General features: G+C 66.6%; 17 protein-coding genes. 12 read left to right on the forward strand and 5 right to left on the reverse strand.

All coding sequences use genetic code 11. The features are described from left to right. Nucleotides 1-63: 63 nt before the first annotated feature. Nucleotides 64-1,167 carry a VOC family protein gene (locus tag AC1ZV1_RS12470; protein ID WP_484296989.1) on the reverse strand — a complete coding sequence of 368 codons (1,104 nt, stop codon included), beginning with the start codon at nucleotides 1,165-1,167 and terminating at the stop codon, nucleotides 64-66. Between the two features lie 79 nt (nucleotides 1,168-1,246). Continuing rightward, nucleotides 1,247-1,861: a TetR/AcrR family transcriptional regulator gene (locus AC1ZV1_RS12475; protein WP_484296990.1), complete on the reverse strand. Its 615-nt coding sequence runs from the start codon at nucleotides 1,859-1,861 to the stop codon at nucleotides 1,247-1,249. Nucleotides 1,862-2,124: 263 nt separating this feature from the next. Here AC1ZV1_RS12475 and AC1ZV1_RS12480 point away from each other — a divergent pair, with 263 nt between their 5' ends. Genes AC1ZV1_RS12480 through AC1ZV1_RS12500 form a run of 5 tightly spaced genes read left to right on the forward strand, consistent with a single transcriptional unit; the run spans nucleotide 2,125 to nucleotide 8,139 of the window. Beyond that, complete coding sequence (locus AC1ZV1_RS12480) at nucleotides 2,125-3,750, forward strand: bifunctional 3-(3-hydroxy-phenyl)propionate/3-hydroxycinnamic acid hydroxylase (protein WP_484296991.1); 1,626 nt, start codon at nucleotides 2,125-2,127, stop codon at nucleotides 3,748-3,750. Continuing rightward, nucleotides 3,747-5,393, forward strand: a complete 1,647-nt coding sequence (locus tag AC1ZV1_RS12485; protein ID WP_484296992.1) for an FAD-dependent monooxygenase — start codon at nucleotides 3,747-3,749, stop codon at nucleotides 5,391-5,393. Before AC1ZV1_RS12480 ends, AC1ZV1_RS12485 begins: the two co-directional genes overlap by 4 nt. A gap of 2 nt (nucleotides 5,394-5,395) precedes the next feature. Continuing rightward, nucleotides 5,396-5,776 carry a hypothetical protein gene (locus AC1ZV1_RS12490; RefSeq protein WP_484296993.1) on the forward strand — a complete coding sequence of 127 codons (381 nt, stop codon included), beginning with the start codon at nucleotides 5,396-5,398 and terminating at the stop codon, nucleotides 5,774-5,776. 30 nt (nucleotides 5,777-5,806) lie between these two features. Then, the gene (locus AC1ZV1_RS12495; RefSeq protein WP_484296994.1) at nucleotides 5,807-6,880 is read left to right on the forward strand and encodes an amidohydrolase family protein; all 1,074 of its coding nucleotides are present in this window, start codon (nucleotides 5,807-5,809) and stop codon (nucleotides 6,878-6,880) included. 29 nt (nucleotides 6,881-6,909) lie between these two features. Next, the gene (locus tag AC1ZV1_RS12500) at nucleotides 6,910-8,139 is read left to right on the forward strand and encodes an NADH:flavin oxidoreductase/NADH oxidase family protein (protein WP_484296995.1); all 1,230 of its coding nucleotides are present in this window, start codon (nucleotides 6,910-6,912) and stop codon (nucleotides 8,137-8,139) included. A gap of 7 nt (nucleotides 8,140-8,146) precedes the next feature. Here AC1ZV1_RS12500 and AC1ZV1_RS12505 read toward each other — a convergent pair whose 3' ends face one another. Together AC1ZV1_RS12505 and AC1ZV1_RS12510 are read right to left on the reverse strand one after the other, a co-directional pair. Further along, a complete protein-coding gene (locus AC1ZV1_RS12505) occupies nucleotides 8,147-8,794 on the reverse strand; it encodes a TetR/AcrR family transcriptional regulator (protein ID WP_484296996.1) in 648 nt (215 codons plus the stop codon). Nucleotides 8,795-8,858: 64 nt separating this feature from the next. Beyond that, nucleotides 8,859-10,439, reverse strand: a complete 1,581-nt coding sequence (locus AC1ZV1_RS12510) for a bifunctional 3-(3-hydroxy-phenyl)propionate/3-hydroxycinnamic acid hydroxylase (RefSeq protein ID WP_484296997.1) — start codon at nucleotides 10,437-10,439, stop codon at nucleotides 8,859-8,861. Between the two features lie 260 nt (nucleotides 10,440-10,699). On the opposite strand from AC1ZV1_RS12510, the gene AC1ZV1_RS12515 reads away from it, so the two are divergent. Beyond that, nucleotides 10,700-11,461 (forward strand): DUF599 domain-containing protein, encoded by a 762-nt coding sequence (locus AC1ZV1_RS12515; protein WP_045207986.1) that lies wholly within the window; start codon nucleotides 10,700-10,702, stop codon nucleotides 11,459-11,461. A gap of 66 nt (nucleotides 11,462-11,527) precedes the next feature. Here the strand turns inward: AC1ZV1_RS12515 and AC1ZV1_RS12520 are convergent, their stop codons facing one another. Then, complete coding sequence (locus AC1ZV1_RS12520; RefSeq protein WP_138522795.1) at nucleotides 11,528-11,752, reverse strand: hypothetical protein; 225 nt, start codon at nucleotides 11,750-11,752, stop codon at nucleotides 11,528-11,530. A gap of 161 nt (nucleotides 11,753-11,913) precedes the next feature. Between AC1ZV1_RS12520 and AC1ZV1_RS12525 the strand changes: the two genes are divergently transcribed. From AC1ZV1_RS12525 to AC1ZV1_RS12550, 6 genes are all read left to right on the forward strand, one after another. Beyond that, entirely contained in the window at nucleotides 11,914-12,387 is a 474-nt protein-coding gene (locus AC1ZV1_RS12525) for a PaaI family thioesterase (protein ID WP_484296998.1), read from the forward strand. Further along, entirely contained in the window at nucleotides 12,384-12,830 is a 447-nt protein-coding gene (locus AC1ZV1_RS12530) for a PaaI family thioesterase (protein WP_259754413.1), read from the forward strand. Before AC1ZV1_RS12525 ends, AC1ZV1_RS12530 begins: the two co-directional genes overlap by 4 nt. Continuing rightward, a complete protein-coding gene (locus AC1ZV1_RS12535) occupies nucleotides 12,831-14,075 on the forward strand; it encodes an MFS transporter (protein ID WP_484296999.1) in 1,245 nt (414 codons plus the stop codon). 129 nt (nucleotides 14,076-14,204) lie between these two features. Beyond that, entirely contained in the window at nucleotides 14,205-16,103 is a 1,899-nt protein-coding gene (gene htpG / locus AC1ZV1_RS12540) for a molecular chaperone HtpG (protein ID WP_484297000.1), read from the forward strand. Between the two features lie 171 nt (nucleotides 16,104-16,274). Next, nucleotides 16,275-17,345, forward strand: a complete 1,071-nt coding sequence (locus AC1ZV1_RS12545; protein ID WP_484297001.1) for an SMI1/KNR4 family protein — start codon at nucleotides 16,275-16,277, stop codon at nucleotides 17,343-17,345. Between the two features lie 2 nt (nucleotides 17,346-17,347). Next, the gene (locus tag AC1ZV1_RS12550) at nucleotides 17,348-18,538 is read left to right on the forward strand and encodes a hypothetical protein (RefSeq protein ID WP_484297002.1); all 1,191 of its coding nucleotides are present in this window, start codon (nucleotides 17,348-17,350) and stop codon (nucleotides 18,536-18,538) included. The last annotated feature ends 290 nt before the right edge of the window (nucleotides 18,539-18,828 follow it).

Below are 18,828 nucleotides of genomic sequence, written 5' to 3' on the forward strand. Positions count from 1 at the left end.
TGATACGGCGGTGGGCCGCGTTGAGGCGGCGATTGTTGTTGTGCTTTTTGTCGTGCTGCGGGTCTAGCCGAACATCCGCGCCAGGGTTATCAGCTTGCGCAGCGTCAGGTCCGGGCTGTGCCGCAGGTTGTGCAGCAGGATGTGCAGCTTCTGCAGGTTCATCGCCGGCTTGGTGAAGCTCTTGGGCATGCGCTGGCCCCACTGCGACATGGCCTCGGGGCTGACACCGTGCAGCCCGGTGGGGCGCTCGGCGGTGAACAGGTCGCCGTCGCAGTAGTGCTCGTGCTTGTCGCCCCACGGGTCCTGCCAGTAATCGAAGATCTGGCTGCCGAGGATGTGCCGGCCCATGCCCCAGGCATGCTTCCAGCCGCGCTCGCGCAGCACCCGCTGGCCCATGCCGACGGCGTCGGCATCCACCACTTCGTAGGCGCTGTGGCTGTAGGCGGCCATGAAGCCCTGGGCCAGCGCCAGGGTGTGGTGGTCGGCCGGCGTGTCGCCCAGGTCGAGGCGCATGAAGGCCACGGCAGGGGAGCCATCGGGCAGCACCTGCACGTCGCTGGGAATCAGGCCGAAATGCTCGGTGTACCAGGCGCAGGTGGCCTGGTAGTCAGCCACTTCGAGTACCACGTGGCCGAGCTTGATGATGTCTGGCGGGGCCACGGGCGGGCGCTGGGTGGCGTTGATTCGTGGTGCCTCGTCGACCTGGTTCAGCGGCAGCGCCGGGCGGTGCGCCAGTTCGTTGGCCGGCTGCTGGCCGTGGATCGCCTCGACGACGAAGCCGGAAGGGTCGCGCAGGCTGACGGATTCGCCGCCGCCAGGCGTAGTGAGTTTCTGGATCGGCGAGGCGCCCGGCAGGCGTGCCAGCCGTTGCAGATCGTCGTGTGATTCCACGGCCAGGCCGAAGCCGACGAAGCGCGCTTGCGCCGCCCGCTCTACCCGATAGCAGTAAGGCGCCGGGCCGGTGCCGCGCAGGTACAGACAGTCGGCCTCGCGATGCGCCAGGGTCAGGCCGAAGTCGCCAAGAAAGCGCTCGGCCTGCTCCAGGTCCGGGCGCTCGAAGATCAGGTGGGCCAGTGCGCGGGCCTTGACCGTCGGCTGCGGATGGCGCGCCGGCTGCGGCGTCGCCAAGGCGGTTGACTGGCTTGCGGAAGGGGGCTGACGGCTCATGTTTGTTGTTCTCCGTGGCTTTCGTCAGGCAAGGCTTCGCCATCGCCCCTGAAAAGGGGCGTTGGCCGGTTCGGGTAGGTCAGTCCGCGGGTGGCAGCACCGGCAGCTCACCGGTGGACAGGCTGCGCGCTTCCTCCGGTGCCACGCCGAGCGCGCGCAGGGTCAGTTCCGCCGCGTCGCTGCCGGCCTGGCGCCAGGTCCGGTGGCCCTCCAGGACCAGGAAGATGGAGCTGAGCACGGAGCCGGCGATCATCGAGATCGCCGAGGGCAGCTGTTCCTGGCGGAAGCTGTAGCGGCCGTTGGCGAGCCCGCTGAGCAGGTCGGCGGTGGGCGGGCCGAACCACATGCCGCGCAGCGATTCCTCGCTCATCGAGAAGCGGCTGATGAAGGCGCCCCAGTGCGGTTCCTCGTGGGCCCGGCGGATGAAGAAGCGGATACCGTTGGCCAGGCGCAGGGCTGGGTCCGAGGTCTCGCCGAAGCTCTTCACCACGCGCTGGTGCATCTCCGCCGCCAGGTGGCTGGCCACGTGCTGGAAGAGGTCGTCGATGGACTGCAGGTTGTTGTAGATGGTGCCCCTGGCCACGCCGGCCTCCTGGGCCAGGTCGCTGATGTTCACCTGGCTGGCGCCTTTCTCGGCGAACAGGCGCAGGGCGGCCTGGTGGATGCGGCGTTGTACGGGGTTGAGGGTTTCCATGAAAAGACGGCTCCAACGTCAAGCATGGGTCGATTGAACACGTGCGTTCAAAATAAGTCAACAGGGTCCATTGCTCGCCATTTTTCCTGCTTTTCTCTCGCTCTATCCCGTCATTCGGGCCTTTCCGGCTTGCTGTCGCTGCTCTGGAAAGGCTCTGGCTGGCGGGTTTGGCTAGGCAGTCCGAATCAAAATTGATCTCCAGTTGACTGAATTGAACACTGGTGTTCAAAATGATTCGGCGATGTCTTCCTCTGGAGCAAGCAATGCAAGAGTCCACAACAACAACGACAACCTGTGACGTGATCATCGTCGGCCTTGGCCCCACCGGGGCGGTGCTGGCCAACCTGCTGGGCCGCTACGGCTGGTCGGTGGTCGGCCTGGAGCGCGACGAGGACCTTTACTATGCCCCGCGTGCCGTGCATTTCGACGACGAGATCATGCGCATCTTCCAGTTCGCTGGCCTGGCCGACGACATCGGCCGCACCAGCGAGTCGTTCACCGACATGGAAATCATCCTGCGCCCCGGACGCAAGCCGGTGACCCGCTCGCGCATCGGCAGCCAGGACCGCCGCTACGGCCATCCCGGCGCCTGGTGGTTCCACCAGCCGACCCTGGAACGGCACTTCCACGACGGCCTCAAGCGCTATCCCAACGTCACCCCGGTGTATGGCTGCCGCGTCACCGGCGTCGAGCAGGATGCCGACGGCGTGCGCGCCACTGCCGTGCAGCGTGACGGCAGCGAGCGGGTGTTCCAGGGCCGCTACCTGATCGGCTGCGATGGCGGCAAGAGCTTCGTCCGTCGCGAGGCCGGTCTGCGCCTGGAGTCGGCGGACTTCGACGAGGCCTGGGTGGTGGTGGACACCAGGACCCGCTCCGGCGAGAAGGATGCGCTGCTGCCGGCCAATCATTCGCAGGTGTGCAACCCGGCGCAGCCGGTGACCTACGTGCCCATGGCCGGCCCGTACTACGAGTGGCAGTTCATGGTCACCGGCGGCAAGTCCGAGCGCGAAGCCACCGATCCCTACCTGGTACGCCAGCAACTGCGCGACTTCGTCGACCTCGACAAGATCGAGATCACCCGCATCGCCTACTACAAGTTCCACGGCCTCTGGGCCAACGACTGGCGCAATGGCCGGATCATCCTGGCCGGCGACTCGGCGCACCAGATGCCGCCGTTCCTCGGCCAGGGCATGTGCTCGGGCGTGCGCGATGCCAGCAGCCTGTGCTGGCGCCTGGATATGGTGCTGCGCGGCGCCGCGCGGGAAAAACTGTTCGACGACTACGAGGCTGAACGCTCGGCCCATGTGCGCGAAATCATCAACGGCGCGATGTTCCTCGGCAACGTCATCCAGACCCGCCACCGCGGTGTGGCGTTCCTGCGTGACTGGCTGCTGTTCCGCCTCGCCGGCATGCTGCCGTTCGCCAACAAGGCGTTCGCCGACAAGGCCAACCGCAAGAAGCCGCTGGCCGCCGGCTTCTGCGGCTGGGGGCATCGGCTGTCGGGGCACCTGGCGCTGCAGCCGAAGGTGCTGCGGGACGTGGAGGGTGAGCGGGTGCTGCTCGACGAAGCCCTTGGCCACGGCTTTGCCTTGCTCGCCCGGCGCGGTTGCCTCGACCGCCAGCGCGCGCAACTGGAGCGGCTGGCGCAACAGGTGGACCTGCGCGTGCTGGAGTTCGCCGACGACCCGGCAGGCTCCGTACTCGGCGACCCTACCGGCGCGCTGCAGGACTGGTTCGACGACGCCGACATGGACTTCGTGCTGATCCGCCCCGACCGCTATGTCTTCGATGCTGGCCGCGCCGACCAGGTGGGTCGTGTCGCCGAGCGCTTCCTCGCCGGCCTGGCACTGGTCCGCCACAGCAACCAACCCCAAGGAGTGGCGGCATGATCGACACCCCCGTTCTCATCAGCGGCGCCGGTCCGGTCGGCCTGACCCTGGCGCTGAACCTCAGTCGCCTGGGCATTCGCTCGGTGCTGCTCAACGACCGCCGGCAGACCACCAGCCATCCCAAGCTGGACGTGGTGAACTGCCGCTCGATGGAAATCTTCCGCCAGCTGGGCCTGGCCGAGCGCATCCGCGCGGCCGGCAACCCGGTCGACGCCAACCAGTACTCGGCGATGGCGGCGTCTGCCAGCGGGCCGTTCTATAGCGTGATGTCCGATCGACACCTGATCTACCAGCCGGTCAGCCAGGCGGATCAGGCCATCCGTGCCTGCCGCGATGGCAGCCTGCCGCTGGAGTCGATGCAGCGTATCGCACAGATGCACCTGGAGCCGGTGCTGATGGCCGAGGTGGAAGCCGACCCGAACATCGAGCTGCGCATGGGCTGGCGCCTGTATGGCTTCGAGCAGAGCTCCACCGGTGTGGTGGCGATGGCCCATGAAGTGGATAGCGGCGAGGCGCAGCAGTTCTTCGCCCGGTACCTGATCGGCTGCGACGGCCCCAACAGCCGCGTGCGCAACTTCCTCAACATCGATTACGACGGCACCCGCGACCTGGTCGGCGAGCTGTTCATCATCCACCTGCGTTCCGACGAGATCGCCGGGCTGTTCCCGAACAACCAGCCGTACTGGCACACCTGGCTGACCCGGCCGGGCTTCGCCGGGCTGCTGGTCTCGCCTGACGCCAGCCGCAACGACTACGTGCTGCACCGGCCCTTCGCACCACGCCCCGGCGAGTCACTGGAAAGCGTGGTGGACGCCGCCCTTGGCACCCGGCTGCGCTACGAGATCGTCCAGTCCGGCCCGTGGCGCCCGCAGTTCCTGGTGGCCCGTTCATTCGGCCGGCAGCGGGTGTTCATCGCTGGCGACGCCACCCACCAGTTCATGCCCACCGGCGGCCTCGGCATGAACACCGGGGTGGCCGAGGCGCACAACCTGGCCTGGAAACTGGCCGCCTGCCTGGCCGGCTGGGGCGGCCCGCGCCTGCTGGAAAGCTACGAGGCGGAGCGCCTGCCGGTGGCCCGACGCAACCGAGACCACGTGAAGAAATGCGCGGCAGCGACCTTCGAGGCGCAGATGCGTCGCGACGACGCGCTGCTCGCCCAGGGGCCGGCCGGCGAGGCGGCGCGCGAGGCCGCCGGGCGCGAGTTCGAGCGCAAGGTCTCCCGACTCTACGAGTCGCTGGGCGTGGAGATCGGTTATCGCTACCACGGCTCGCCGGCGATCGAAGCGGACACCGCCAGCGAGCCGGCCTACGAAGAGATTCGCTATACGCCCACCACCTGGTCCGGCGCGCGGCTGCCCAGTGCGTTCCGCGAGGATGGCACGGCGCTCTTCGACCAGTTGGCGCTGGGTGGCTACACCCTGCTGGCGTTCGACGCCGATGCCGATTCCTGCGCGCCGTTGCAGGAGGCGGCGAAGGAGTGCGGCGTACCGCTGAGCGTGCTGCCGATCCACGAGAAAACCCTGGCGACCTTGTACGAAAGGCGTTTCGTGCTGGTACGGCCTGACCAGCATGTGTGCTGGCGCGGCGACAGCCTGCCGGTCGATTGCTATTTGCTGTTCAACCGTCTGCGCGGAGCCCGCTGACCATGAGCCTGTTCATCGATTCGCTGAAACTGCGCCTGCTCCTGCTGGCGTCCATCGCGCTGCTGCGCCGGGCAGAACGCCGCTCGGCGCGCCTGCGCGAACTGCTCCACGAAGAGTCCTTTGTGCTGCAGATTCGCACGGGTGACGGCGTCGGCGGCTATTACCAGCTGCGCGGCGGGGTGCTCAGCCTGCACCGTGGCGAGCACCGCCGGCCTGACTTCGTCCAGCATTGGCAACGCAGTGCGGATGCGCTGCGGGTGATGCTCAGCCGCGACGAGACCGACATGCTGCGCGCCGTCGAAGGCGGGCAGTGCCACTTGCAGGGGCGCTTCGCGGTGGCCCTGTGGTTCAACGAAGCCATGAAGATCGCCCGGGCTGCCTAGCCCCTCACGGATCACACAAGGACAACAAGAATGACGATCCAACAAGGTCGAATCGACGTGCACCACCACATCATCCCCCCGGCCTTCGTCGAGGTCATGATGAAAAAAGGCCTGGATAGGGTCGCAGGCGCGCCGCTGCCGAAATGGTCGCCACAGAAGTCCATCGAGGTGATGGACCTCAACGGCATCCAGACCGCCATTACCTCGCTGTCGGCGCCGGGCGTGCATTTCGGCGGAGGAGTAGAGCAGGCCCGCGAGCTGGCGATGCGCTGCAACGACTTTGCGGCGCAGATGCGTGACGATCATCCGGGCCGCTTCGGCAACTTCGCCGTGCTCCCCACGCCCTTCACCGAGGCCGCCTGCCGCGAAGCGATCCGCGCGCTGGACGAGCTGAAGGCCGACGGGGTGGTGCTGCTGGGCAGCACCGATGGCGTGTTCCTCGGCGACGAGCGCTTCGACGAGCTGATGGCCGAGCTGGACCGCCGGGCGGCCATCGTCTTCGTCCACCCGAACATGCACGAAAGCAGCGAGAAGCTCGGCATCGCCGCACCAGGCTTCCTGGTCGAGTTCCTCTGCGACACCACCCGTGCGGCGGTCAACCTGATCCTCACCGGCACCCTGGAAAAGTACCCGCGCATCCGCTGGATCCTCGCCCACGGCGGCGGCTTCCTGCCCTACGTGGCCTGGCGCGTGTCCCTGGCCAACGCCCTGCCGCAGTTTCAGGAAAAGGCCCCGCAAGGGGTGATGACCTACCTGCGACGCTTCTACTTCGACACGGCGTTGTCGCCGTCGCGCTACTCGATGGCGGCGCTCAAGGAACTGGTGGAGCCCTCGCAGATTCTCTTCGGCAGCGACTTCCCCTTCGCGCCGGCACCGGTCACCACGCTGTCCTGCCAGACGCTGGAGCAGAACACGCTGTGGTCGGATGCGCAGCGCTACGGGATCAACCGTGGCCATGCGCTGAGCCTGTTCCCGCAATACCGGGAAGCCCGCGAGCAGGTTGAGGCTGCGCCGATCCATAGCGGTGAGTCGTTCGCCAGCCGGATCAAGCGCAGCCTCACCCGGCCGTTGGGCGCCTACGTCGAGCGCGTGCGCAGCCGTTGAGCCAGGACCATTATCGGAGACGCGAATCCATGAGCACTCTGTTCGAACCGTTGCGCCTGCCCAACGGGCAGGTGATCCGCAACCGCATCGCCAAGGCGGCGATGGAAGAGAACCTCGCCGATGCCGACCACGCACCCGGCGACACGCTGCTGCAACTGTACCGGCGCTGGGCCGAAGGCGGCGCCGGGCTGATCATCACCGGCAATGTGATGGTCGACCGCCGCGCGCTCACCGGCCCGGCCGGCGTGGTGCTGGAAGACGACCGTCTGCTGCCGCGCTTCCGGCGCTGGGCCGAGGCCTGTCGCAGCCATGGCGCGCAGGCCTGGATGCAGATCAATCACCCGGGCCGCCAATTGATGGCCGATCTCGGCCAGCCGGCGCTGGGGCCGTCGGCCATCGCCGTGGACATTCCTGGCCTGAAGGGCGTTTTCGCCCAGCCGCGCGCGTTGTCCGGCGCGGAGATCGACGGGCTGATCCAGCGCTACCTGAATGCCGCCGTGCTGGCCGAGCGGGCCGGCTTCAGCGGGGTGCAGGTGCACGCTGCCCACGGTTACCTGTTCAGCCAGTTCCTCTCGCCACTGAGCAATCGGCGCGAAGACGACTGGGGCGGCAGCCTGGAGAATCGTGCGCGGATCCTGCTGCGCACGGTGGAGGCGATCCGCGAGCGGGTCGCGCCCGGCTTCTGCGTGGCGGTGAAGCTCAACTCCGCCGATTTCCAGCGTGGCGGTTTCGACGCCCGCGACGCCGAGGCGGTGGTACGCCTGCTCAACCAGCGGGGCGTGGACCTGGTCGAGTTGTCCGGTGGCAGCTATGAAAGCCCGGCGATGCAGGGCCAGACCCGCGACGGCAGTACCCTGGCGCGGGAGGCCTACTTCCTCGAATTCGCCGAGCGCATTGCGGCGGTGGCGCAGATGCCGCTGATGGTCACCGGGGGCATTCGCCGGCGCGAGATCGCCGAACGCGCCTTGCAGGGGCCGGTGGCGATGGTGGGCATGGCGACGGCACTGGCGGTCGATCCGGCGTTGCCGCGGCGCTGGCAGGCCGGTGAATTGGCGCAGGTCGAGCCGATCGTCGTGGCCTGGAAGAACAAGGCCTTCGCTGCCGTGGCGACCCAGTCGGTGGTGAAGAAACAGCTGACGCTGCTCAGCCAGGGACGCCCGACCAACCCGCGTACGTCGCCGCTGCTGGCGCTGATCGGCAACCAGCTGAAGTTGCGCAGGCAGTCGCGGCACTATCGCCGCTGGGTCGCACAGGCCTGAGGAGTGGTCAGTCGCCCTGCGGCAAGGGCAGGGCGGCTATCTTCACGGCCTTGGCGGGACTGGCGCCAAGGGCGCGAAGGATCATCTCGCTGAGCAGGATGTCCTGGCCTTCCGGCGCGCGACCTTCGAGGGTGGCACGGATGGCACCGGTGGCGCCGGCAATCACCAGGTCCAGGGCGACGTCCTCGTTGGCGTAGCTGAAGACGCCTTCGGCCAGCCCGCCGCGCAGGTCCGCGCGGACATGTTCGGCCAGCGTGGAATGCATGGCCTGGTCGTAGTGGATCACGCGCAGCAATGCGCTGGCCCATTGCGGGTTCGACTGCGCGTGCAGGACGAACATGCGCACGCCGATGGCCAGGCGCCGGGCGCCGCTGGAGACGCCGGCGCTGAGCTGGCTGATGGTCTCGGAGAATTCGCTGGCGAGCGAGATGCCCACGGCTTCGGCCAGCTCCTCGCGCGTCTTGAAATAGTTGTAGATGGTGCCGGTGGAGACCTGCGCTTCCGCGGCGAGGTCCTGGAACACTGTGGCGGCGATGTCCTGCCGGGCGAACACGCGTAGCGCCGCATCGAGCAGGCCCTGGCGGGTGCGGGCGCGCTTCTTGTGGCCACGGGTGAGCGGTTCGCTGTCGTCGTCGCGGGGCTGGCGGTCGGTCATGGCGTTCATTCGTCTGCGGGGCTGCGGCGATGATACGGGATGCCCATGGCCGACCGGTACTCGCTCATGCCCGCAGCAGGGCCTGGCAATGACGCACTAGCTCGGCGGCGTGCTCGGGGCTGCCCTGATGCATGATGATCCGGTCCGGGCGCACGACCGCCAGCGCCGGGACAGGCCACGGTGCGAGCAAGGCGCCGTCGAGGGTTTCGGCAAAGTCTGCACGCGTGTCGTCGCGGGCATGGCCGACCTGCAGGAAGCTGCCGCCCAGTTCGAGCCATTGCTGCTGTTGCGCGGTGTCCAGCCAGGAACGCGGATCGGTGCCCAGGCCGACCAGCTGCAGACGATCACCCAGCAACTGGTCACTCAGGCAGATGCGCCCCGCATGGCGCACCCAGGCTTGCGGAAACAGCCCGCCGCTGGCCAGCCGGACACGCCGTGGGCTGCGTACGAACAGGCCCCGGCGGAAGCGGTGCCTGGGCTTGATGTCGAGCTCTTCGAAGCGCCGGCGTGCCGCCGGGATCAGCCGCAATGTCTTCATCAGTCCGTGGACCAGGGTGGCGGCCAGGGCATTGCCGGGCATCACCAGCCGGCCCATGAGCTTGGCCAGGTCGATCATCGCGCGCGCGTGGGGTTGGCGCTCCTGGTCGTAGCTGTCGAGTATCCGCGGCGCGGCACGCCCTTGCAGGACCCAGGAGAGTTTCCAGGCGAGGTTGGCCACGTCGCGCAGGCCGGCTACCAGCCCCTGGCCCACGAAGGGTGGGGTGATGTGCGCGGCGTCGCCGACGAGGAACACCCGGCCCTGCTGGAAGCGCTCGCAGCAACGTGCGTGGAAGCGATAGACCGCCTGGCGCTCGATCGTCAGGTGCTGCGGTTCGATCCAGGGCGCCAGCAGGGCACGGATGCGCTCCTGGTCTTCCATCTCGTCGCGGGTTTCGCCGGGGCGGAGCATGAACTCCCAACGCTCGCGGCCGCCGGGAGCAGGCATGTGCGGCGTCGGCCGGCGGTGGTCGCAGAGGAACTCGACGTGATCGATGGCCTTGCCCTGGCGCGCTCCGGCATCGACGATCAGCCAGTCCTCCGAGTAGCTCTGGCCGTTGAACTCCTGGCCGATCAATCCGCGCACCCGCGAGCTGGCGCCGTCCGCGCCGACCAGATAGCGGCAGCGCACCCGGTGCGGCAGGCCGGCTTCATCGAGCAGGGTGGCGCTGACGCCGGCGTCGTCCTGGGTGAAATCCTGCAGCTCCAGGCCTCCCAGGCAGCGCAGGTTCGCATAGTGCTGCGCTTGCCGCCGCATGGCTCGTTCCAGGTCCGGCTGATAGAAGGTCACCAGCTTGTGGTGGCCGTCGATGCGGCCGCTGGTGTTGGCCTGGCCGAACTGGCCGACGATGGGGCAGTGCATCTTCACCTGGGGGATGACCACCGTCTCGAACGCGTCTTCCTCCAGCCCGGCGAGCTGGAGGATGCGCAGCGCTTCGTTGTCCAAGGCGATGGCGCGCGGCATGGGCAGGATGTCGTGGGCCTTGTCGATCACCAGGCAGTCCACGCCATAGCGGCCCAGCAGGGAGGCCAGTGTCGCGCCGACCGGGCCATTGCCGATCACCAGGACATCGACCGATTCGGGGAGGAACTCATTGTTGTTATGCATTGGGAGATCCGGATCCAGAAAGTGGGCCCGGATGTCGCTGATCCGGGTGGATCGGAATCTATCAAAAATGACAGTAACGTCAATATTGGTTGTTTCGTCATTAAGATTTGCCAGATGAGACGATGCCGGCATTGATGTGGGGGCGGGGATGCACGGAATATGATGTCGTTCGCGACATGCCCATGCGTGTCTTGAGGGCAGGAACTGGCGTCTATCGGCTGCGTACTGACTTCATCCCGTCTCGAATCGCAAGGAAATCCATGACCGACGTCGTCGACCTGTTCGACATCCAGTATTTCTGGAACCTGCTCGCCATCCTCTGGTTCCTCTTCTGCTGGATCGGCTACACCCGCTACGCCAAGACCAAGGCCCGCGATACCGCGTGCCTTGCCAGCGTGCTGCACCTCTACCGCCAGGATTGGATGCGCCGCGTGCTGCTGCGCGACAACCGCGTGGCGGACGCCAGCGTGATCGGCAACCTGGAGCGCAATGCCTCGTTCTTCGCCTCCAGCACCCTGATCATCCTCGCCGGCATCCTGACCCTGCTGGGCTCGGCGGAGCGCACGATCTCGGTGCTGGCCGACCTGCCGTTCGTCACGGCGCCGACCCGCGGGCTGTCGGAGCTCAAGCTGCTGTGTCTGGCGGTGGTGTTCGTCTACGCCTTCTTCACCTTCAGCTGGTGCATGCGCCAATACAACTTCGCGGCGGTGCTGATCGGCTCGGCGCCCATGGTGGGGGAGCGCAACGTTGGCGAGCTGGAGCGCAAGTCCTTTGCCGAGCGCGCGGCGCGCGTGGTGTCGCTGGCGGCACACCAGTTCAACCAGGGCCTGCGGACCTATTACTTCGCGCTGGCCATGCTGGCCTGGTTCATCAACCCGTGGATCTTCATGCTGGTGACGGCAGGCGTGGTCGGCGTGCTGTACCAGCGCGAGTTCCACTCCAGCGTGCTCCACGTGATGGTCTACACGCCGACACTCCAGGGCGACGCACCGCGGGACAACGACATCCCGCCCAGCGGCTGACCGGCAAACCGCAGAAACGACAAGGCCCGCACGATGCGGGCCTTGTTCTGTGCGGCAGACGCGCAGTTACTGCTGCTTCTGCTCGTCGCCGGCGGGCTCCTGCGGCGCAGTGGCCGGGGCTGCCGGAGTAGCCGGGGAGGCTTCAGGTGCTGGCGGGGTGGTCGGCGCCGGAGTGGCCGGCTGCTCGGTCGCGGCGGGGGCGGCCGGCGCTTTCGGCTCTTCTTTCTTGTCGCAGGCGGCAAGGCCGAGACCGGCAACGATCAGCAGAGCGAAGGGAAGGGTTTTTTTCATGCGGAGCCTCCATGTGCGGCTTTCCTGGTGTTAGCGCTTTGAACCGGCATTGTGTGAATTAGTTCAACGATTTATCCGCAGGTCCTGTAATCCATCACTGCAGGAGTGACAACGCACGGGGTATGATGCGGCCCCGTGCAGTCAATCGGTCGACCCCTCCCATGTCCGAAAACCCACTCCTGGAGCGCGCTCAACGCTTCCTGTCGGCGCTGCGCCACTGCCAGTTGCTGGGCATCAGCGCACACGCGGCGGACGCATCCGGCCTGACCCTGCGGCTTCCCTACAGCGAAGCCATCGTCGGCAATCCGGAAACCGGCGTGATCCACGGCGGCGCGATCACCACGCTGATGGACACCACCTGCGGCATCTCCACTGTCTGCGTGCTGCCGCAGTTCGAGATCTGCCCGACCCTGGACCTGCGCATCGACTACATGCACCCGGCGCAACCGCACAAGGACGTCTACGGATTCGCCGAGTGCTACCGGGTCACCCCGAACATCATCTTCACCCGCGGCTATGCCTACCAGGATGACCCGGCGGAGCCCATCGCCCATGTGGTCGGCACCTTCATGCGCATGGGCAAGGCGGTTTCCGCCGGCGCCGTGAAGCGTGACGTCGAGGGTGGCCAGGGATGAGTACCGTGAATATCGAGGCCATGGTGCGCGCGGCGCACGAGAGCAAGAACTACGACCCGCTGCTGGAGATGATTCCGTACGCCAGGCTGCTCGGCATTCGCTGCCTGCGCCTGGGCGACGATGCGATCTTTCACCTGCCGGCGAACCCCGACAACATTGGCAATCCCACGTTGCCGGCCCTGCATGGCGGCGTGATCGCCGGCTTCATGGAGCACTCGGCGTTGCTGCACCTGCTGATGTTCATGGGCATCCCGCACATGCCCAAGATCATCGACTTCTCCATCGACTACCTGCGCGCCGGGCATTTCCGCGATACCTACGCCCAGTGCCAGGTCTGGCGCCAGGGCCGGCGCGTGGCGAATGTCGCCATCACCGCCTGGCAGACCACCCGTACCGAGCCCATCGCCACCGCCCGCGCGCATTTCAAGGTCGACGGCGCCTGAATGGATACGCTGCTGATCCTGCTCGGCCTGCTGCTGATCCTCGCCGGGTACGTGTGGCTGATCGCCCGTGCCTTCGAGCGCAGCCTGTTCTGGGGTCTCGCCAGCCTGCTGCCGCCGCTGGCGCTGCTGTTCATCGTGGTGCAGTGGCGCCAGGCCCGTAGCGCCGTGGCCCTGGGTGCCCTGGGCTGCATCCCGCTGGTGGTCGGCCTGACCCTGCTGGCCACCCAGGACAGCGCACGCCTGGAGGCCATCCTTCGCTTCGAGTGGCTCAAGCCCGAGCCCATCGTGAAGCCCGAGTTGGCCATCGACCTGCGTGGTGAACTGAACGGCAAGCCGTTCGTGCCTGAGCAGGCCGAGTTCATCGACGGGGTCCTGAGCCTGCGTGAAGGGCAGGACTTCTACGCTCATCGGGAAATCCAGGTGCGCCTGGCCGCGCCGATCCGCGGCCCGGTCCGGCTCGACGTGCTGCCCGACGACAAGGGCCGCCTGCCGGAAATCGAAGTCAGCTGGCTCGCAGCGGGGCAGGACCTGCCCGAAGCCGTGCGCCTGCAACGTGGCTACAGCCTGCACCTGGACCTGACACCGAAGGCTCCCAACCGCATGGAGGGCGCATTCCACCTGGTGTTGCCGGCCGAGATGCAGACCACGCTGTCCGGCACCATCGAAGTCTTCACCGACCGCCTGCGCTACCGCGACGGCGAGGTGGACACCCGCTTCGACTCCCGCGACACCCTGCGCTACGTGCTGCAGGACTACCTCCAGCGCCGCTTCGCCCGCCGTGATGTGGTCATCAGCCGGGTGCCGACCCTGGATACCCAGCGCGCCTCGCTGGAGATCCCGTTGAGCATCGAGGTCGGCGGCGAGCCGCAGGACCTGCAGGTGACGCTGGAGAAAACCCCGACGCGCGGCTGGGCTGTGCGTGACGACCGCTATCCGCGCCTCAGGGCGGCCACTGCAGTGGCGATGCCGGTTCCGGCTTCCGCGCCGGTGCAGGCCAGCGCTCCTGCGCAGCCGGCGCGGGAAAGTGGCCGCCTGTCACTGGAGCGCCTGCAGGCCAACCCGCAGCGCTACATCAACCGCAGCATGCGCGTGACCACCGAGCGCGGGCGTACCGCCGACGGTGTCTTCGTCGGTTTGAACGCCGACGGCCGCATCGTGATCCGGCGGGTCATCGATGGCCCGGGCGAGGCCAGCTATACGCTTCGCCCCAGCGAAATCACCGACATCGAGCTGCCGGCCCGCTGACCGTTCGCCGGCCATTCCTGCGAATGTGCCGGCGAATTTTCGCCAAGCCCTTGAATTGGTTCGGGAAGCCCCCATCTCGCTGACATCGGCCGCACGACGCGGTATTTGTCATCCTCGGAGCGAGAAACAATGAGCGCGGAGACTCAAAAAGAAACACTGGGCTTCCAGACCGAAGTGAAGCAACTGCTTCACCTGATGATTCATTCCCTGTATTCGAACAAGGAAATCTTCCTTCGCGAGCTGATTTCCAACGCCTCCGACGCCGCCGACAAGCTGCGTTTCGAGGCCCTGGCCAAGCCTGAGCTGCTCGAAGGCGGCGCCGAGCTGAAAATCCGTGTGAGCTTCGACAAGGACGCCAAGACTGTCACCCTCGAAGACAACGGCATCGGCATGAGCCGCGAGGAAGTCATCGCGCACCTGGGCACCATCGCCAAGTCCGGCACCGCCGACTTCCTGAAGAACCTGTCGGGCGACCAGAAGAAGGATTCGCACCTGATCGGTCAGTTCGGCGTGGGCTTCTATAGCGCCTTCATCGTCGCTGACAAGGTGGACGTGTTCACCCGCCGTGCCGGCGCGCCGGCCAGCGAAGGCGTGCACTGGTCGTCGAAAGGCGAGGGCGAGTTCGATGTGGCGAGCATCGACAAGCCTGAGCGCGGCACCCGCATCGTCCTGCACCTGAAGGACGGCGAAGACGAGTTCGCCGACGGCTGGCGCCTGCGCAACATCATCAAGAAGTACTCCGACCACATCGCGCTGCCCATCGAGTTGCCGAAAGAGTCGGTTGGCGAAGACGCCCCGGCAGAAGCCGAGTGGGAAGTGGTCAACCGTGCCAGCGCTCTCTGGACCCGTCCGCGCACCGAGGTGAAGGACGAGGAATACCAGGAGTTCTACAAGCACATCGCCCATGACTTCGAGAACCCGCTGACCTGGAGCCACAACAAGGTCGAGGGCAAGCTCGAGTACACCTCGCTGCTCTACGTCCCGGCCCGTGCGCCGTTCGACCTGTACCACCGCGAGGCCCCGCGCGGCCTGAAGCTGTACGTGCAGCGCGTGTTCATCATGGATCAGGCCGACCAGTTCCTGCCGCTGTACCTGCGCTTCATCAAGGGCGTGGTGGACTCCAACGACCTGTCGCTGAACGTCTCCCGCGAGATCCTGCAGTCCGGCCCCATCGTCGACTCGATGAAGTCCGCACTGACCAAGCGTTCACTGGACATGCTGGAGAAGCTGGCGAGCAACGACGCCGAGGCCTACAAGGGCTTCTGGAAGAACTTCGGCCAGGTGCTGAAGGAAGGCCCGGCCGAGGACTTCGCCAACAAGGACAAGATTGCCGGCCTGCTGCGTTTCTCGTCCACCAGCGACGAGAGCGGCGAGCAGAGCGTCTCCCTGGCCGACTACATCGGTCGCCTGAAGGAAGGCCAGGACAAGATCTACTACCTCACCGGCGAAAGCTTCGCCCAGGTGAAGAACAGCCCGCACCTGGAAGTCTTCCGCAAGAAAGGCATCGAAGTGCTGCTGCTCACCGACCGCATCGACGAGTGGCTGATGAGCTACCTGCCGGAGTTCGACGGCAAGCAACTGGTCGACGTCGCCCGTGGCGACCTTGACCTGGGCAGCCTGGACTCCGAAGAGGACAAGAAGGCCCAGGAAGAGATCGCCAAGGCGAAGGAAGGCCTGGCCGAGCGCCTGAAGGCCGCACTGGGTGACGAAGTCGCCGAGGTGCGCGTGTCCCATCGCCTGACCGACTCGCCGGCGATCCTCGCCATCGGCGAACAGGACCTGGGCCTGCAGATGCGCCAGATCCTCGAGGCAAGCGGGCAGAAGGTGCCGGAAGCCAAGCCGATCTTCGAGTTCAACCCGGCTCACCCGCTGATCGAGAAACTCGACGCGGAAGCTGACGAAGACCGCTTCGGCGAGCTGACCCACATCCTCTTCGACCAGGCTGCCCTGGCCGCGGGGGACAGCCTGAAGGACCCGGCCGCCTACGTGCGCCGCCTGAACAAGCTGCTGGTGGAGCTTTCCGCCTAAGCCCTGTCAGGGCTGGAACAAACGCCACGATTTCAGTGCTGAAATCGTGGCGTTTTTCATTGGGCTGGCATGTGAACATCCCAGTGCAAGGACAAGCCGATGCCAATCATCGACGGCTCGGCAAGCTGATTCGGCGCGGACAAGGGCTTCCGTGCCCCAAGGGAGAATGGAATGACGCATGCTGTCGGGAGAACCACGGGGGCCTTCGAAGGCTTCGATCCTGAAGGCTTCTGGGACGAAGGCGACTATTCGGCCAGCCATTACACCGAGCCTGCGCCCAGTGACGAGCTGATTGCGCAGATCGAGGCGGAGTGCGGCTACCGGCTGCCGGATGCCTATGTGGAGCTGGCGCGCCTGCGCAATGGAGGCGGTGTCGCGCGTTGCTGCTACCCGATGTCCGAGCCGACGTGCTGGGCCGAGGACCACATCGCGATTACTGGCATCTATGCCATCGGGCGCACGGCGACCTACTCGCTGTGTGGTGATCTCGGGGCGGCTTTCATGCGCGCCGAGTGGGGCTATCCCGACATCGGGATCGGTATCGCCAACACGCCCAGCGCCGGACACGAGATGATCATGCTCGACTACCGCCAGTGCGGGCCGCAGGGCGAGCCACGGGTGGTCCATGTCGACCAGGAAGCCGACTACGCGATCACCGAGGTCGCACCGGACTTCGCGACCTTCATCCGCGGGCTGGTCAGCGAGGACGAGTTCAACGACGACGCCGAAACCCTCGAGGCCGACCTCGCCACGGTGCAGCGTGGCACGCTGTCGCCCATCCTGCGCCGCGCCCTGGATGCCGCGGCGGCCGAACTGCCCGATGGCGAACGCCACATCCGCCACCTGGCCGAGCGAATCGTGCGCGCCAAGGGCTTTTTCGCCCTGCATGCCGACGCGGATTCTCATCGGATGTACGACGCGATGTTCTGGCTGTTCTCCCAGCTCAAGACCGCCGAGTCGTACGAAGACTTCCACGACTGCTCCAGTGAGCAGAGCGACTACCGGCGTCCCTGCTATACGCTGATGCTGACCACCCGCTACGTGGCCGATCCCTACGGCTTCTGCACCGGCGGCTATGCCCCCGGCTTCCTGAGTGACTGGTGGGAAGCGCGGCTCGCCGCTGGCAGCATTGTGTACAGCGATGGCGGCTACCGCTTCACTGCGGCCTATGCGGCTGAGTTGGTTCGTACCCTGCTGGCGGTCGACGATCCGTCAGGACAGCTCAGCCATAGCGGAGAGTAGGGATGCCCCCACAGCAGAAATTCGACTGGAAAGCCCTTGAGGATGCCGCCGTGGACCATGTGGTGAGCGCGGTGCGGCGGATTCGTGAAACCTGTCCGGGTGAAACCATCTACGGCGCGATGTTCCATGAGTTCTATGGTGATGGCTCGGTCCTCTACTGGCCGATGCTGACGGTCGGCACCGAGCAGGCCCTGGCCCGGATGGCAGCGGACTACGGCGATGACGGCGAGGACCTGCGCTGGTCCGGCCCGGACCTTAGCCAGCACGCCGAGGGCCACGGTTTCGAGCCGGGTGAAGCACAGGATCAATGGGGGACGCAGTGCGCCGCGTTCGCCCACGCCACGGCCGAGGGCAGCTTCAGCGCCTGGGAAGCGGTCTATGAACGCTTCCTGCTCTGTTTTCCCCGAGCGGCCAAGCGCGCTCGCGCCCAGTTGCTCAAGGACGGCCTGGTCGACAAGCGCTTCATCGCCGTGGCCATGGACGAAGCCGGCGACCTGGTGCCGCTCAGCCTGACCCGCGCGCAACTGCTGCGACACTTCCCCCTGTACGACGAGGCTGAGCGCGAACGGGCCCGCATCGCGGACTTGCCGCTGGCGGAGCAGGTTGCCGAACTGGTGCCGCACGCCGTGGGGGCTGTGCCGTCGGGCGCGTTGCTCGGCGAGTACGACGCGCTCGTCCGCGCGCTGGGCGAGGTCGCCGTGCCGGCGCTGCTCGACGTCGTTGCCGGGCGCAGTGCTGGTGAGGTATGGCAGGCGTGCATGCTGCTGGCCGAGATCAACCACTCGACGCCCGACGTCATCAGCGCGCTGGAAACCACCATGGGCAATGCGGCGGCCAATGAAAGCGAGCGCGCCTGGGCCGCGTCGGCACTGGCACGGCTCGACCGCATGGACCTGATCGCAGCGCACCTGAGCGAATTGCCTGTCGACGTGGCAGCGCGTGGGCTCAGTGCTCCCTACCGCTCCTTCCGAGACCGTGGCAAGCACCGTCCGCTCGACTACCGCCCGCTCGAAGCGGTGCTGGCGCAGTACCCGGCTATCGAGCCCGCTGTCGCTGAGGCGCTCGCGCCGGGCTGTGGCTTCTGCACCCTGGACGCCAACGAAGTGGCGGCGGCCCGGGAGGGCCTGAACTCGAAGTGGGCCTTTATCCGTGAACATGCCCGCGATGTGCTGGCGGCGTTCGAGCAGCAATGAGGCTGTGCGGGCCCCAGCGACAAGCACATGATTTCGATGCACAAGGGAAGCGCCATCCCCGGAGTTTCCCGCAAGCCCGACGGCACCGAAGATCTGGACGGGGCCGTGTTTTCGGCTCGGCACTGGGCTGGAGGAGGCGTTCCGGGAATTGCGCGATGCCTATCCTGCCTGCACCACTCTGCTGCTACGGGTTCTCGGCTCGGCAGCCACCGAACGGTGGCCCCCCTGCTGGCGCTTGCCCTGAATGGATCACCGATTGATCCGCAGGATTGTCGAACAGGGATACTCTC

Source organism: Pseudomonas sp. BB438 (genome assembly GCF_057180225.1).